Origin of the sequence: Kitasatospora sp. NPDC059599 (assembly GCF_042735125.1) — a bacterium.
Lineage (GTDB): Bacteria > Actinomycetota > Actinomycetes > Streptomycetales > Streptomycetaceae > Kitasatospora.
The window spans coordinates 25682-40878 of sequence record NZ_JBHWCL010000043.1; the positions used below are offsets into that span (position 1 = coordinate 25682).

Genomic DNA, 15197 nt, shown 5'->3' on the forward strand with positions numbered 1-15197 from the left:
GTACGACGCCCCGCGGGCCGTGCGGTTGACTGCCCGCCAGAGGCCGCGACGCGTGCCGAAGGCGCGGCGGCGGGACACGGATCCGACGGAAGGACCACACGGTGGGCGGGCAGCAGTACGACGGGATCGGCGAGGCCTTCGAGGGCTTCAAGTCCCTGCCGCTGATGCGGTACGGCGAGGTGCCGAGCTTCCTGGGCATGGTCGGGGACGTGCGCGGCAGGTCGGTCCTCGACCTGGCGTGCGGCACCGGCTTCTACAGCCGGGAGTTCAAGCGGCGCGGCGCCGCGGAGGTCCTCGGGGTCGACATCTCCGGCGAGATGATCGCCGCCGCCCGGGCGATCGAGCAGCGCGACCCGCTGGGCCTGGCCTACGAGGTCGGGGACGTGGCCGAACTGCGGCCCCTCGACCGGCGCTTCGACATCGCGCTGGGCGTGCAGTGCCTCAACTACGCCGAGTCCGTGGCGGCGATGGAGCGGATGTGCCGCGCGGTCCACCGGAGCCTGGTGCCGGGCGGGGAGTTCTTCGTGCTGGCCCAGAACCCGGACTACCGCTTCGACTGTCCGTCCCTGGAGACCTACGGGTTCCGGTGCGAGCCGACCGGCGAGGAGTCCGAGACCGGCCCGCGGGTCCGGGTCACCGCGTTCCTCGACCCGCAGCCGATCAGCATCGTCGCCTCGGCGCCGCGCCGGGAGGTCTTCGAGCAGTCGCTGCGGACCGCCGGGTTCGACGGGCTGGAGTGGGTGCCGTTGCAGGTCTCCGAGGCCGGCGTCCGCGCGTACGGCGAGGCCTTCTGGGCGGACCTCCTCGCGCACCCCCCGCTGGAGATGCTGCGCTGCCGCGCCTCCTGAGGGCCCGCAGACCCTCCCGCCGACACGGTCGTCCCCGGCCCGGCCTCGCCACCCGGCAGCTTCTCCCTCCGGGGGAACCGGCCGCCCGCCGACGGGCCTCCTGCTGATCGGGGGCCCGTCCCCGGCCGGGTCCTGCTCGACGGGGGTCCGTCGGCGACGGGGATCCCTTCTCGCCCGGGGTCGACCCCACCGGGGCCGGCCCCCCGGAGGCCGTCCTTGATGGGGGCTCGGGCCAGGCGCGCCGCCGATCATATGATGTGCGGCGAATCGTGGCCGGTCAGCGGCCCGAATGTCGAGGGGGACGATCGTGTTCGGCATCATCAGACCGTGCAGGCACCGGCTGTCCGAACGGCTGCAGACCTCCTGGATGGCCCACCTGTGCGGGCTCTGCCTCGCACTGCGCGACGACCACGGACAGCTCGCCCGGACCGCCACCAACTACGACGGCCTGATCATCTCCGTCCTGGTCGAGGCCCAGGCCGCCCAGGAGGACTCCTCCTGGCGGCGCACCGCCGGACCGTGCCCGCTGCGCGGCATGCGGACCGCCTCCGTCGCCAGGGGCGAGGGCGCCCGGCTCGCCGCCGCCGTCTCGCTCGCGCTCGCCTCGGTGAAGATCCGCGACCACGTCGAGGACCGCGACGGCGTGTTCGCCCGCCGCCCGGTCGCCGCCGGGGCCCGCGCGGTCACCCGACGCTGGGACCGGCAGAGCGCCGGCAGCGCCTCGACGGTCGGCTTCGACACCGCCGTCCTGCTCGACGCCGCCTCCCGCCAGGGCGAGTTGGAGCGGTCGCTGCGGCCCGGCGGATCCGTTCTGCTGGTCACCGAGCCCACCGAGACGGCCACCTCGGCCGCCTTCGCGCACACCGCCGCGATCGCCGGCCGCCCCGGCAACGCCGCCCCGCTCGCCGAGGCCGGGCGCCTGTTCGGCCGGCTCGCCCACCTCCTCGACGCCGCCGAGGACCAGACCGCCGACGCCGCCTCCGGCGCCTGGAACCCGCTGACCGCCACCGGCACCGACCGCGCCGAGGCCGAACGGCTCTGCCGCGACGCCGTCCACGGCATCCGGCTCGCACTGCGCGAGGTCGAGCTGAACGACCGGGCACTGGTCCACCTCCTGCTCGCGCACGAGACGGAGCGCGCCGTCGACCGGGTCTTCGGGTCCGCGCACGCGGCGAGCTGCCGCACCGGGGGCGGCACGGAGCACGGACCGGCCGGCGGCGCCACGGCCGAGCACCCGCACCAGGCACCGCCCCATCAGGCGCCCCCCGGCCAGGAACCGGGCGGGCCGGTCCCGCCGTGGGTGCCGCAGGGCCCCGGCTTCACCCCGCCCGGCTCGAAGCCGCCACGCCCGCGCAACCTGCTCGCCGGCTGCGCGGTGTGGGCGCTGATGGCCTGCACGTGCCAGCTGCTCTGCTGCGAGCACGAGGACCCGTTCAGCCGCGAGCGCCGCAAGGGGTTCTGCGAACGGCACGACTGCTGCGAATGCTGCGACGCCTGCAGCGGGTGTGACGGGTGCGGCGACTGCTGCAGCTGCTGCGACGGGTGCGACTGCTGTGACGGCTGCGACTGCGGATGCGACTGCTGATCGCCCGTCAGTCGGTGGCGGCCCCCGGGCCCGCCACCGGCCGCTGATCGACCGCCACCGGCCCGGAGTGCCCCCGCAGCACCCCGGGCCGGTCCGCGCCCGCGTGTTCCACCCGTTCGCCCTCGCCGCGCCGCCACAACGGAACCACCGTCACCGGCCGGCACCCGGCGAGTTCAGGCGTCACGGCCCGCCGCCTCCCGGTCGGCCGCCAGCGAATGCTCCAGCTTCGCCAGCAGCTGCCGGAACCGCTCGGTGTCCTGCTCCGTCATCCGCCCGTCGGGCACTGCCCCCGGCCACTCGGCCGTTCTCTCGTCCATGCGCCCGAGACTAGGCGGCGACGATCAATGGCCGATAAACGCCGCCTGGAGGCGGGGACCGGTCGGACCGATGCGGTCCCCGCCTCCTCAGGCCCCCGCCCTACTCTGCTGCCGCAAGCTCGCGCTCTTCCCCCACGGAGATCGGAGCACCTCCATGCGCGTTTCCCGAACCACCCACCGCCTCGCCGCCGTTGCCGCCGCAGCCGCACTCACCGCGGGCGCGGCGTGGACCGTCGCACCGGCCCAGGCGTCACCCGACCCGGCGGCCGCGGCCGCCGCGCCCGCCGACGCCCGACTGCCGTCCGACGGCGGGCTCACGCCCGACCAGCGACGCCGGGCCGACCAGCTGATCAGCGTCTTCGAGAACAGCACCACCGAGATCCAGTACGGCTACGCCGAGCACATCGGGGACGGCCGGGGCGTGACCGCCGGCCGGGCCGGTTTCACCACCGACGACGGCGACGCGCTCAAGGTCGTCCGCGCCCACACCGCCGCCTCCCCCGACAACCCGCTCGCCCGCTTCGTCCCGGAGCCGGAGCGGCTGGCCGCATCCGGCAGCGGGGAGACCGGCGGCCTGCCCGAGGACGAGTACGTCGCGGCCTGGAAGCAGGCCGCCGGGGACCCCGTCTTCCGGCGGGTCCAGGACGACCAGGTCGACCAGCGGTACGTCACCCCGGCGATGGACCAGGCCGACCGGCTCGGCCTCACCACCGCCCTGGCCCGCGCCGAGCTGTACGACGCCTCCATCCGGCACGGCAACGGCGGCGAGTACGACGCCCTGCCCGCACTCGTCGCCCGGACCGCCGACAGGGTGGGTCCGCCGGCCACCGCCGGGGAGCGCGCCTGGCTGGACGCCTTCTTCGACGTCCGGATCGACGATCCGACCGACCCCGCCAACCCGTCCACCGCCGACGAATGGCGCAGGTCGGTCGACCGGGTCGAGTGCCTGCGCCGGATCGCCGCCGCCGGGAACCGGGACCTCGGGTCCGTTCACCGTCACGGCCTTCGGCTCCTCCTACACCATCGGCTGACGCCACCGGCCCGGGCCCGGAGCGCGGGCCCCGCTCCGGCGCTCCGGGTCCCGCTCCGGGTCCGGCCGCCGTCACCGGTCGGCGGACGACAGCCGGCGGACGACGACCGCCCGGCCGCCTGACCGCCCGGCCGCCGCTACCGCACGCGTGCGGCGTCCAGCAGCAGCCGGGCGGCCTCCTTGGCATCGGCGGCGGACGTCGGGTCGCCGTGGACGGCGGCGGTGGTGATGGCGCCCTCGGCGAGCAGGGTCAGGTGGACGGCGGTGGCGGGCGGGGCGCCGGCGGCCTCGGCCAGACCGGCGACGTAGCCGCCGAACTCCTCCTTGTGGTGCCGCGCGGCGGCCGCGACGACGGGCGTGGTCGCGCCCAGTTCGCCGAAGGAGTTGACGAACGCGCAGCCGCGGAAGCCGGGTTCGGCGAACCACAGGCCGAGCCAGTCGAAGACCGCGAGCAGCTGGTCCCGGGGCGAGCCGCCGGAGCGGGAGACGTGCACGGCGAGGCTCTCCCGCCAGCGGCCGTCGCGGCGCAGCAGGTAGGCCTCGACCAGGTCGTTCTTGGACGGGAAGTGCTGGTACAGGCGGCGCATCGTCATGCCGGAGGCCGCCCGGACGGCGTCCATCCCGACCGCCTGGATGCCCTGTCCGTAGAACAGCTCCTCGGCCGCGTCGAGGATGCGGGTCCGCGGGTCTTCGTGCTCCATCTGCCGTGCCCCTTGAGCGAGAACGATAGTTCTCCTATCGTAGCCACCAGAGTGAGAACGATCGTTCTCACCGGCGGAATGCCCGCTCCCGAGGAGTTCACCCATGACCGAACAGCGCGACGCACAGCGCCCGCCCCTGCCCCCGTTCACCGCGGCGACCGCCCGGCAGAAGGTCCGGGCCGCCGAGGACGCGTGGAACACCCGCGACCCGCAGCGGGTCGCCCTCGCGTACACGCCCGACAGCCGCTGGCGCAACCGCGCCGAGTTCGTCACCGGCCGCGGGCCGATCGCCGAGTTCCTCACCCGCAAGTGGCACCGCGAGCTCGACTACCGCCTGATCAAGGAGCTCTGGGCGCACGACGGCGACCGCATCGCGGTCCGCTTCGCCTACGAGTGGCACGACGACGCCGGCCGCTGGTACCGCTCCTACGGCAACGAGAACTGGGAGTTCGCCCCGGACGGCCTGATGGCCCGACGGCACGCCTCCATCAACGACCTGCCGATCACCCCCGAGGAACGCCTGTTCCACTGGCCGCTCGGCCGCCGGCCCGACGACCACCCCGGCCTCACCGAGCTCGGTCTCTGAGCACCCACCGGGCGACCCGGCTCCCGGACCGGCTCCGGGGTCGACTCCGGGGCCCCCTGGGCCTCCGGGGCCGACTCCGGGGCCTCCGGGCCGCTACCCCACGGCAGCTGACGGCGTATCGGAGAACCGCAGCTCCGGACGGCACTGTTCCGCACCTGTGACACGTCGCGAACCCGCCCCTGACCTCGCACTGGGACGCTTCGTTCTCGAAAGCGAACAGCACCTGAGGGGGACCTGGACATGTCCGTGCGCAACAGATTCGGCACCGCCGCCGCGATCGCCCTGATGACCACCATCGGCGCGGTCCTGCTCTCCGCCTGCGGTCCGGAGAACTCCGGCTCCGGGTCCACCACGGCTCCGACCGGCGCCGCGCCGGGTTCCGCCGCGCCGGGGACGGCCGCCCCCGGCGCAGCGTCCGGCTCCGGCAGCCCGGCGCCCGGCGGCAAGGAGGTCAACGGAACCTCCGCCGCCAACCACCTGACCATCAGCACCGGCACCCGGACCGTCGCGATGAACGGCACCACCGTCGACTTCGGCACCGTCGTCCGCGACCTCGCCTGGTCCCCCGACGGCAAGAAGGCCGCCTTCGTCAACGGTGACGGCGACCTCGTGCTCGCCAACCCCGACGGCACCGGGAAGGTCACCCTCGCCAAGAACCCCGGCGGGGAGACCTGGTCCCACCCCACCTGGCTGCACGCGACCACGGACCCCGGTGTCACCGACGCCCCCGGCGCCCTCGCCCGCTTCGACGCCATCGTCTTCGCGAGCAGCAAGGGCGGTGCGCTGAAGCTGGAGAAGGTCCCCACCAAGACCCCCGGCGCCACCCCCGAGGTGCTCACCCCGCACAACTCCGAGGGCGGCAGCGACACCATGCCGCAGCCCCCGCAGACCGGGAACACCTGGGCAAACGCCGGCGGCCACCGCGGCGAGATCGCGTACGCCAACACCCCGGCCAACGAGGTGTACATCTACGACGACTACATCCGGCCCGCGACGCGGGACCTGGGCAAGGGCTCCCAGCCGGCCCTCTCCCCCGACGGCGAGCAGCTGGTCTTCGTCCGCTCGGTGAACGGGCACGACCACCTGTTCACCCGGTCCACGCAGTTCGACCGGAAGGCCGAGAAGGACCTCACCCCGTCGGCCACCACCGACTACACCGAGCCCACCTGGTCGCCCGACGGCAGGACCATCGCGGCCCGCACCCCGGACGGCGTCAGCACCCTGCCCGCCGACGGCTCCGCCCCGCCGGCCCAGGTCTCCACCGTCAAGGGCCTGCCCGCGTACCGGCCGTAGGGCTCCGGGGCATCGGCCGCGGGGCCCCGGAGCACCGGCCGTAGGCCTCCGGGGCACCGGCCGCGGGGCCCGTTCCCGGGCCCCCTGGTCCACCGCCCCCGGCCTACCGCCCCCGACCCGGCCCGGCCAACTCCGCGCGCAGCTCGGCCAGGTGCTCGTCGGCCGACTCGTGCGGCAGGAACTCGACCAGGTCGAGGAAGCGGAACAGCACCCGGCTCTCGGTGACCGCGTACTCGTAGTCCCCGAACCCGACCACCGCGCCCAGCCCGCCGCGCGCCGCCCCGCGGACGGCGGCCGACGTCAGGACGTCGGCCGCGTCCTCGGCGGTCGCCCGCCGGCGGGCGTTCGGGCGGGCCAGGTACGGGCAGACCATCGACGCGTAGAGCATGCACGCCCGGTGCCCGGGGCCCTCCATGGTCGGCGCGAGATTGCGGTACGGCTGCCCGGCCGAGAGCGCCCCGGCGATCGCGGCGCTCTCGGCGGGCCCCACGACCCGCCACACCGGTCCGCGCTCCATGAATCCGCCGCACACCGAACAGCGGCGCTCCAGCGCGCAGTCGGCGCTGCGCCCGTGGTCGGTCAGCGCGAACTGCGGCTCGCCCCCGTGCCACGGCGTGATCGCCGGCACCGGGTACCCCCGCCCGTCCCGGGGACGCGCCCCCACACCGTCCGGCATCGGCACCAGTTCGAATCGCACGCCCCTATCGATACCAGGGACGGGGGTGGCGGGTCGACCCCGGCGGAGGGTCCGCAGCGCACTACTCGCCCTCCTCCTGGGCGAGCATCACCTTGCGCAGCAGCTCCGACAGCGTGTGCCGCTCCTCCTCGGACAGCACCCCCAGCAGCCGGCGCTCCTCCCGCCCGACCACGTCGAGGGCTTCGTGCCAGGCGGCGCGCCCGGCGTCCGTCAGCACGATGTCGACCTTCCGCCGGTCCTCCGTCGAGGGCGTGCGCCGGACGAAGCCGCGCCGTTCCAGGGTCTCCAGCCGACCGGTGATCGAGGCCGGCGCGAGGTTGAGGTCGGCACGCAGGTCGGAGGGGGCGGCGTGGCCGCCGCGGCCGGCCAGCTCGTGCAGGGTGTCGAACTCGTGTTTCTGCAGCCCGTAGTCGGCGACGCCCTGTTCGCGGACCCGGCGGAAGTGGCGGGTGAGCCTCGACATCCGGGTGACGGCGGCCTCGATGTCCGGGTCCAGGCCGGGCAGCACCGGCTGCCAGCGGTCGACGTGGCCGTCCGTCCAGTCTCGCGGCGGGGTGTCCTGCTGAAGGAGGTGCTCGGCCATGGCAGGAGTCTACAAACCCTGAAGCAGCACCACCAAAATATTCGTTGCCAAAATTTCGACACCGAAATACAGTGCGGCGCGTGAACCGACACCCCTTACACCTGCCCGGTTTCCGCCTGCTCTTCATCGGCCGGACGATCTCCACCCTCGGCGACGCCGTCGTCCCGGCCGCCCTCGCCATCGCCATCACCCGGGCCACCGGCTCCTCCGCCGCACTCGCCCTGGTGCTCGGCTGCGCGATGGTGCCGAAGCTGCTCCTGCTGCCGATCGGCGGGGTGGCCGGGGACCGCTTCGACCCGCGCCTGGTCGCCCTCACCACCGACCTGGTGCGGGCCGTCGCCCAGGTGCTCGTCGGCCTGGAACTGCTCCACGGGCGCCCGAGCCTGCTGCACATCGCCGTCGCGTCGGCGGTCGGCGGCATCGCCTCGGCCTTCGCCATGCCCACCGCCTCCCCGCTCGTCGCGGCGACCGTCCGGGGCGAGCTCCGGCTGCGGGCCAACGCCCTGCTCAGCACCGCGACCGGCGTCGCGCGCCTCGGCGGCCCGGCGCTCGCCGGGCTGCTGGTGTACACGGCGGGGCCGGGCTGGGCCTTCCTGCTGGACGGCCTCTCCTTCGCGCTGAGCGCCGCACTGCTCGCCCGGCTCCTCAGGCTCACCCGGCCCACCGCCGACCGCACCCCTGGCACCAGCGGCACCACCGGCACCAGCGGCACCCCGACCGCCGACCGCACCCCGGCCGCCGACGGCGCCGACGGCGGGCGACGTTCGCTGCGCCGGGACCTCGCCGAGGGCTGGAGCGAGGTGCGCGCCCGGGACTGGTACTGGACCAGCCTGATCGCCCACGGCGTGTGGAACGGCGCGAGCGCCGTGCTGCTCACCCTCGGCCCGCTGATCGCCGCCACCCGCCTCGGCGGCGACGGCGCCTGGGTGGCCCTGACCCAGGCCGGGGCGGTGGGCCTGCTGGCCGGCTCGCTGATCGCCGGACGGCTCCACCCCCGCCGCCCGGTGCTCGCCGGGAACCTCGCCCTGGCGCTGTTCGGGCTGCCGCTGCTGGCACTGGCCGTCCCGGCCCCGGCGCCGGTCGCGGTGGCGGCGCAGGCGGTGGCGATGGCCGGGCTGGGCTTCCTCAACCCGGTGTGGGCGACGGTGGTGCAGCAGGACGTCCCGGCCGGGAGCCTGGCCCGGGTCAGCTCCTACGACTGGCTGCTCTCGCTGGCCGCCGCCCCGGTCGGGTACGTGCTGGCGCCGCTGGCCGCCGACGCGTGGGGCAGCCGGGTGCCGCTGCTGGCGGCCGCGGTCCTGGTGACGCTGGTCTGCGCGGGCACGGCGGCGGTGCCCGGGGTGCGGGCGTACCGCGCGCGGCCGGCGGCCGCCCCGGGGAGCCTCCCCGGGGCCGACGACGGACCGGACCGCGCGAGCGGGTCCGGGCCGGTGACCGAGCGGCCACCGGCCCGGACCGGGGCTCGGGTCAAGCCCTGATCACCGCGGGTCAGTTCCAGATGCCCGTGATGTCGCTCGCGGTGGCCGCGTTGCCCGCGTGCCCGGAGGTGCCGGCCAGGTCCTCCAGGGTGCGCAGCACGTTGTAGTGGTTGTCCGTGGTGGCGGAGCTGCTGCCGGGGGTGACGTGGGCGCCGTAGAGCAGGGTCGGGATGCGGTTGCCGGACAGCTTGTTGTCCTCGTCGAAGGTGACGACCAGGAGGCTGTTGTGGGTCTGCGCCCAGGCGGCGTACGCGCCGAGGTTGTTCTTGATCCAGGTGTCGCCGGTGCCGACCGAGCAGTCGTGCATGTCGCTGCAGAGGTTCGGCACGACGAAGGAGACGTTCGGCAGGGTGGTGTAGTCGGTCGGGAACTGCGCGAAGGTCTTGGCGCTGCTGACCGGGACGTTGCCGAAGCCGAACCACGGGTTGTGCTTCTGGGCGTAGTTGCCGCTGCTGCACACGGTGCTGCCCTGGCTGGGCAGGGACTCGTTGTAGCTGGCCCAGGTCTTGCCGGCGGCGATCACCTCGGAGGCCAGGTTGGCGCTCTGGAAGCCGCCGACGGTCACGCAGCTGTCGTCGACGCGGCCCTGGGTGGAGCCGGAGAACAGGGCGTAGTAGTTCGGCTCGCTCGGGTGGGTGATGCCGAAGGACTGGGTGAGGTTGGCGCCGCCCGCCTTCAGGGTGTTGTTGAGGTACGGGGCGCTGCTGCTGCCGATGACCTGGGAGTAGGCGTGGTTCTCCATCACCACGACGACGATGTGGTCGGGCGTGGGGAGGGCGGCCGCCTGCGCGGTGGTGGCGGTCGCCGCCCACAGGCCGGCGGAGGCGGCGACCAGGGCGACGGCGGAGCCGATCGCGGTCGCGGTGCGGCGGGAGCGGGGCTTCGTGGACGAAGTCATGACAAATCCTCGGGTACGGAGCGGCCCGACGAGCCGCTCGGACGGGGGTGAACTCCTGACGGGGGGTGAACTCCTGGGGCCGACAACCGGTCCGGCCGATGCGGCTGGTACAGCCGGTACGGCCGATGCGGCTAGTACGGCGCGCCGTGGGCGAAGTCGCCGGCGAAGGTGGACTCGACGGTGCCGAGCACCCCGGAGTCGGCGGTGATCAGGCCCAGTTCGCGGTTGTGGTTCAGCGAGTTGTCGGAGAAGTTCTCCGAGCCGGCGAACACCTCGGCCGACGCCGTGCCGTAGTCGGCGACGATCGCCTTGGCGTGGACGTACGGCCCGGTGGTCGACGAGTAGGTGACGACCTTGGCGCCCGCCGCCGCGACCTGGTCGAACTCGTCCGCGTACGAGGTCGGGTTCATGCCGACCACCCGCACCGTGACGCCGCGCGAGGCCGCCGCGGCGACGGCGTCCACCAGCGCCGGGTCACCGAACTCCAGCTGCTCCAGGTCGAGGCTGGTCCGCGCGCCGTTGATCAGGGCCAGCAGCCGGGACTGCGCATCGGTGGGCGACCAGACCAGGTTGTCACCGTCGGTCGGGGTGACGGCGGTCCTGGCGTAGTCGGCGGCGAAGACCCGCTCGATCGCGGCGACGTCGTTGGCGTCGGTGTCGACCACGCCGTAGTCGCGGTCGTTCGCGTAGGAGGCGGAGTCCAGGTTGCCGGTCATGATCAGCGACGTGGTGCCGTCCACGGTGACGGTCTTCTGGTGGGTGTAGACGAACGCCGTGGACGAGTAGGTCACGCCGACCCCGGCGGCCTTCAGCGCCGAGTAGGCGGAGCCGTTGACCGAGGTGTGCGCGCCGTCGAGGATCACCCGGACCTTGACGCCGGCGCGCTGACGGGCGATCAGGGCGTCGACGGCGGTGGTGTCGCGCAGCTCGTACATGGTGACGTCGACGGTCCGGGCCGCCGAGCCGATCAGGTCGTAGACGACGGTGTGGTCCTGGTCGGGGAACACGATCGCGGTGAACGTGCCGGGGGCCGCGGCGGCGGCCCCGGCGGTGCCGGACAGCGGTATCAGACCGGCGGCGGCGAGCAGCAGGGCGCCGGCCCGGCATGCCAGGGAGGCCAGGGGCATGGGGAAGCTCCGTGGTCGGTGAGGGGACTGCTGGCGGGGGAACGGGTGCGGTGGTTCCGGCGGGGGAGCCGGTGCGGGGAGCGCACCGGCGGCGCATCGGGCGCCCGAACAGCATGGGGCGCGGCCGTCGATGCGGGTAGACGACGGCGGGTGAAACCTTGGCTCCGGAGCGGGAAACGAACGGTGCGGCCGACACGCCGGTGCCCGCAACGGACGATGCGGGCGAATCGGTTCACATTGCCATCGGCCGCCCCGGCCGGTGATAGTGATCTTCGATCGGCGCGGCCCGACGCCGCGTCACTTGATGAGAGAGCCGAGGAACATGGCGACGACCAGCCTTCTCCGTCCCTTCGCGGTGGCCGCCGCCGGTGCCGTCCTGGTGGCGACCGGTGCCACGCACGCCGCGGCCGCCGACTCCGGTACCGCCGGCGCGCCCGCCTCCGACGTGCCCGGCGTGCTCGCCGCCCTGCAGGCCACCACCGCGGCCGGCGCCCCCGGCGCCTTCGCGGTGATCCGCGACCACGGCGGCACGGAGAACACCCGCTCGGTGTCGGTCGGCCGGGCGAACCTGGACGGGACCCCGATGAACTCCTCGTGGAGGTTCCGGGTCGGCAGCAACAGCAAGATGTTCACCGCCGTTCTCGTCATGCAGCTGGTGCAGGAGGGCCGGATCGACCTGGACAAGCCGCTGCGCGACTACCTGCCCGAGGGCACCCTCCCCGAGGGCTGGTCCATGACGGGCCGCCAGGTGATGGAGCACCGGGCCGGCATCTACGACCACACCAACGACCTGCTGGAGCAGGCCGGCGAGGAGACCACCAGCGCGTTCGAGGCGCGCATCCGCACCAAGACGTACGACCCGCGCGACCTGGTCGCGATGTCGGTCAAGCACGGCGTGCAGTACACCCCCGGCAGCCGCTACTCCTACTCCAACACCGACTTCGTGCTGCTGGGCCTCGCGGTCGAGCACCTCACCGGCCAGCCGTTCGCGGAGGTGCTGAACGAGCGGATCATCCAGCCGCTCGGCCTGCGCAAGACCTCCTTCGTGGTGCCCGACCAGGAGATCCGCGGCGCCCACGTCACCGGCTACCTCACCAACGACGACCGCAGCAAGCCGCTGCTCGACTCCACCGAGCAGACCGGCTCCTGGGTGTGGGCCGCCGGCGCCGTCATCTCCGACGCCGAGGACCTCGACCGCTTCCTCACCGCGCTGCTGGCCGGCAACGCGGGCGGGCTGGTCTCCGACGACTCGGTGCGGCAGATGACCGCCGCCCTGCCGACCCCCACCGCGAAGGTCTCCTACGGCCTGGGGCTCCGCCGCATCTCGCTGACCTGCGGGGACGTGTACGGCCACGGCGGCATCGTCCAGGGCTTCCAGACCCAGTCCTTCGTGACCCAGGACGGACGGCGCAGCGTGGTGGTCTTCGCCAACGCCTCCAACAACGGCGCGGTGACGCAGGGTCTGATGAACACGCTGGAGCCGGCCTTCTGCGGCAAGAAGCCCGCGGTCGCGCCGCGGACGTTCTCCGCGCCGAGCGCGGACCTCCCGGGTTCCGGCGCTCCGCGGACCGCCCCGGCGGCGCAGCTGCCGGTGGTGGAGGACACCCGGATCTGATCCTCGGCGCCCGTCCCTGCGCACCGCCTCCGGGCGGGCGCAGGGGCGGGTCTGTCAGGTGGGCCCGCCCCGCGAGCCCGCCTGCCAGGCCCGCGGGGCGGGCCGCCGGGTCAGTGGCGCGGCGGCCCCGGCCGGGGGCCGTTCGCGCTGAGGTCGGTGAGCGCCTCGGTGAGCAGTTCCCGGGCCTCCTCGGCACGGCCCTGTTCGATCAACGCGGTACCGAGTTCGGTCAGCGTCTTGGTCATGCTGTCCGGCCTGCCGACCGCCTCGTAGTGCGCGAGGGCCTGCCGGAAGGCCTTCTCGGCGGCCGGCCAGCGCTTCAACGCGGCCCGGTCCAGGCCCAGTTCGTGCGCGGTCATGGCCGCCAGCAGGTTCATCAGCGGCGCGGACCAGCGCTCCACCAGCTCCAGCGCGCCCGCCAGGGCCCGCCGGCGGGTGTCCACGGCCTCCTCCGCCCGGCCGGACTCGCGCAGGCAGTTGGCGGCGCCCCGCAGGGTGACCAGCCGGCCGATCCTGGCGGAGCGGTTGTCGACCTCGGCGAAGGCGTTCGCGGCCCGGTGGAAGGCGTCGATGGCCTCGCGGTGGCGCCGCAGGTACCGCAGGCCGGAGGCGAGGTAGGTGAGCGCCCAGCCCTGCTGCTCCCTGTCCCCCAGCTGCCGGGCCAGCTCCAGCCCCTCCGAGGCCAGTTCGATGCCGCGTTGGTAGCGGTGCAGACAGGTGACGTAGGTCCAGGCCAGGTAGTTGACGTGCACCGCCTCGGCCTGCCGGTCGCCGAGCGCCCGGGCGGCGTCCACCGAGAGCTGGAACACCTCCGCCCAGATCCCCCAGCTCAGCAGCCGGTCGGAGAACCAGTGCATGGCCTCGGCCGTGTCGACCACCTCCCGGTACCGGCCGGCCTGCTGCGCGTGGTGCAGGGCCGCCAGCCACTCCGGGTGCTCGTACTCCAGCCAGCGCGCCGCCTCGGTGAGGTGCGCCGACGCGGCTCCGGCGGAGCCGGCCGCCCCGGCGTCCCTGGCGTGCTCGGGGTCGAAGCGCAGCCCGTACGCGGCGGCCCGGTCGAGGATCCAGCGTCCGGCCCGGGTCCGGGCCGCGGCCAGTTCCCCGGGCGTCTCGTCGACGGCGAGCCGCTCGCCCGCGTAGAGCCGCACCAGGTCGTGCAGCCGGTAGCGGTCCGGGGTGGCGGGCTGGACCAGTCCGGTGTCGACCAGCTGCTCCAGCAGCAGTTCGGTCCGGGCCGGCGACCGGCCCGCGTAGGCGGCGGCGACGACCGCGGTGAAGTCCGGTCCGGCGGTCAACGCGCAGCGCCGGAGCACCAGTCGGGACTCTGCGGGCAGACGCCGGTAGGACAGTTCGAAGGCCGGACGGACCGCCAGGTCACCGGTCTCCAGCAGGTCCAGCCGGTTCTCCTCGGCGGCGAGCTGGCGCACCAGGTGGGCAACCGGCTGCTGCGGCCGGGCGACCAGCCGCTGCCCGGCGATCCGCAGCGCGAGCGGCAGGTAGCCGCAGAGCCCGGCCAGTTCGGCGGTGGCGTCGGGCGCGGCCTCGATCCGCTCCCGGCCGGCGATCCGGGCCAGCAGGCCGGCCGCCTCGGCCGGGGCGAGCAGGTCCAGGCTCAGCCGGTGCACCGACTCCAGGCCGGGCAGTGCGTTGCGGCTGGTCACGATGGTGACGGCCGGTCCGGAGCCCGGCAGCAGCGGGCGCACCTGGCCCTCGTCGGCGGCGTCGTCCAACACCAGGACCAGCCGCCGCTCGCGCACCAGGGCCCGGTAGAGGCCGGCCCGTTCCTCCGTCCCCGCGGGCACCGAGGCGTCCTCGACGCCCAGCGCGCGCAGCACCTGGCCGAGGGCGTCGCGGGGGGACAGCGGCTGGGCCGACATGCCTCCGAGGTCGAGGGAGAGCTGGCCGTCCGGGAAGCGCGGCGCCAGGGCGTGCGCGGCGTGCAGGGCGAAGGCCGTCTTGCCGAGGCCGGGCTGACCGCTGACCAGCACCACCCGGGGGTGCGCGGGCCGGTCGTCCGCGGCGAGCCCGACGAGCGCGGCGAGGACGCCCTCCCGGGCGGTGAAGTCGGCGATGTCGCGGGGCAGCGCGAGGGCGCTCTGGCCCGCCGCGACGGGCGGCTCCGCACGGGCCTGCCCGCCCGGCCCGGCCTGGGCCACGACGCGCTCCGGGCCCGGCCGGACGCCGCGCGGGCGCCCGGAACGCGCGGCGCCGTCCAGCGCCTCGGCCTGCTCCCCGTCCAGCCCCAGGGCGGCGGCCAGTGCCCGTACGGTGCGCCGCTGCGGCCCCCGGGTGCGGCCGCGCTCCATGTCCCCGAGGGCCCGCAGACTGACCCCGGCGGCCGCGGCCAGTTCCTCCTGGGTCAGACCGGCCGCCACCCGGTGCCCGGCGAGCAGACGGCTGAACCCGCCCACGTCCGTACCGGCCCCAGCGCCACCACCA

At 74.7% G+C, this 15197-nt stretch carries 14 protein-coding genes; 7 read left to right on the forward strand and 7 right to left on the reverse strand.

What is annotated here, in order from left to right; all coding sequences use genetic code 11:
* Positions 1 to 101 precede the first annotated feature (101 nt).
* Together ACFV04_RS17405 and ACFV04_RS17410 are read left to right on the forward strand one after the other, a co-directional pair.
* Positions 102 to 848, forward strand: a complete 747-nt coding sequence (locus ACFV04_RS17405) for a class I SAM-dependent methyltransferase (RefSeq protein WP_380529880.1) — start codon at positions 102 to 104, stop codon at positions 846 to 848.
* Positions 849 to 1155: 307 nt separating this feature from the next.
* Positions 1156 to 2433 (forward strand): DUF5685 family protein, encoded by a 1278-nt coding sequence (locus ACFV04_RS17410; RefSeq protein WP_380529882.1) that lies wholly within the window; start codon positions 1156 to 1158, stop codon positions 2431 to 2433.
* A gap of 173 nt (positions 2434 to 2606) precedes the next feature.
* Here ACFV04_RS17410 and ACFV04_RS17415 read toward each other — a convergent pair whose 3' ends face one another.
* Positions 2607 to 2750, reverse strand: coding sequence for a hypothetical protein (locus ACFV04_RS17415; protein ID WP_380347862.1), 144 nt, complete (start codon positions 2748 to 2750; stop codon positions 2607 to 2609).
* Positions 2751 to 2904: 154 nt separating this feature from the next.
* Here ACFV04_RS17415 and ACFV04_RS17420 point away from each other — a divergent pair, with 154 nt between their 5' ends.
* Positions 2905 to 3903, forward strand: coding sequence for a chitosanase (locus ACFV04_RS17420; RefSeq protein WP_380529884.1), 999 nt, complete (start codon positions 2905 to 2907; stop codon positions 3901 to 3903).
* A 14-nt stretch (positions 3904 to 3917) separates the two neighbouring features.
* Here ACFV04_RS17420 and ACFV04_RS17425 read toward each other — a convergent pair whose 3' ends face one another.
* Positions 3918 to 4481 (reverse strand): TetR/AcrR family transcriptional regulator, encoded by a 564-nt coding sequence (locus ACFV04_RS17425; RefSeq protein ID WP_380347856.1) that lies wholly within the window; start codon positions 4479 to 4481, stop codon positions 3918 to 3920.
* 103 nt (positions 4482 to 4584) lie between these two features.
* On the opposite strand from ACFV04_RS17425, the gene ACFV04_RS17430 reads away from it, so the two are divergent.
* Together ACFV04_RS17430 and ACFV04_RS17435 are read left to right on the forward strand one after the other, a co-directional pair.
* Positions 4585 to 5067 (forward strand): DUF1348 family protein, encoded by a 483-nt coding sequence (locus ACFV04_RS17430; protein ID WP_380347854.1) that lies wholly within the window; start codon positions 4585 to 4587, stop codon positions 5065 to 5067.
* A 240-nt stretch (positions 5068 to 5307) separates the two neighbouring features.
* Positions 5308 to 6360, forward strand: coding sequence for a hypothetical protein (locus ACFV04_RS17435; protein WP_380529887.1), 1053 nt, complete (start codon positions 5308 to 5310; stop codon positions 6358 to 6360).
* Positions 6361 to 6463: 103 nt separating this feature from the next.
* Here ACFV04_RS17435 and ACFV04_RS17440 read toward each other — a convergent pair whose 3' ends face one another.
* On the reverse strand, positions 6464 to 7057 hold the full coding sequence (locus ACFV04_RS17440) for a hypothetical protein (protein WP_360268216.1): 594 nt from the start codon (positions 7055 to 7057) through the stop codon (positions 6464 to 6466).
* A 61-nt stretch (positions 7058 to 7118) separates the two neighbouring features.
* Positions 7119 to 7640 carry a MarR family transcriptional regulator gene (locus ACFV04_RS17445; protein WP_360268213.1) on the reverse strand — a complete coding sequence of 174 codons (522 nt, stop codon included), beginning with the start codon at positions 7638 to 7640 and terminating at the stop codon, positions 7119 to 7121.
* Between the two features lie 80 nt (positions 7641 to 7720).
* On the opposite strand from ACFV04_RS17445, the gene ACFV04_RS17450 reads away from it, so the two are divergent.
* A complete protein-coding gene (locus ACFV04_RS17450; RefSeq protein WP_380529889.1) occupies positions 7721 to 9118 on the forward strand; it encodes an MFS transporter in 1398 nt (465 codons plus the stop codon).
* A 10-nt stretch (positions 9119 to 9128) separates the two neighbouring features.
* Here ACFV04_RS17450 and ACFV04_RS17455 read toward each other — a convergent pair whose 3' ends face one another.
* Together ACFV04_RS17455 and ACFV04_RS17460 are read right to left on the reverse strand one after the other, a co-directional pair.
* The gene (locus tag ACFV04_RS17455) at positions 9129 to 10016 is read right to left on the reverse strand and encodes an alkaline phosphatase family protein (RefSeq protein WP_380347845.1); all 888 of its coding nucleotides are present in this window, start codon (positions 10014 to 10016) and stop codon (positions 9129 to 9131) included.
* 131 nt (positions 10017 to 10147) lie between these two features.
* Positions 10148 to 11143, reverse strand: a complete 996-nt coding sequence (locus tag ACFV04_RS17460; protein WP_380529892.1) for a phosphatidylserine/phosphatidylglycerophosphate/cardiolipin synthase family protein — start codon at positions 11141 to 11143, stop codon at positions 10148 to 10150.
* A gap of 322 nt (positions 11144 to 11465) precedes the next feature.
* On the opposite strand from ACFV04_RS17460, the gene ACFV04_RS17465 reads away from it, so the two are divergent.
* Positions 11466 to 12758 carry a serine hydrolase domain-containing protein gene (locus tag ACFV04_RS17465; protein ID WP_380529894.1) on the forward strand — a complete coding sequence of 431 codons (1293 nt, stop codon included), beginning with the start codon at positions 11466 to 11468 and terminating at the stop codon, positions 12756 to 12758.
* 110 nt (positions 12759 to 12868) lie between these two features.
* On the opposite strand, the gene ACFV04_RS17470 is transcribed toward ACFV04_RS17465, so the two are convergent.
* Positions 12869 to 15169, reverse strand: coding sequence for an ATP-binding protein (locus tag ACFV04_RS17470; protein WP_380347998.1), 2301 nt, complete (start codon positions 15167 to 15169; stop codon positions 12869 to 12871).
* Positions 15170 to 15197: the final 28 nt, after the last annotated feature.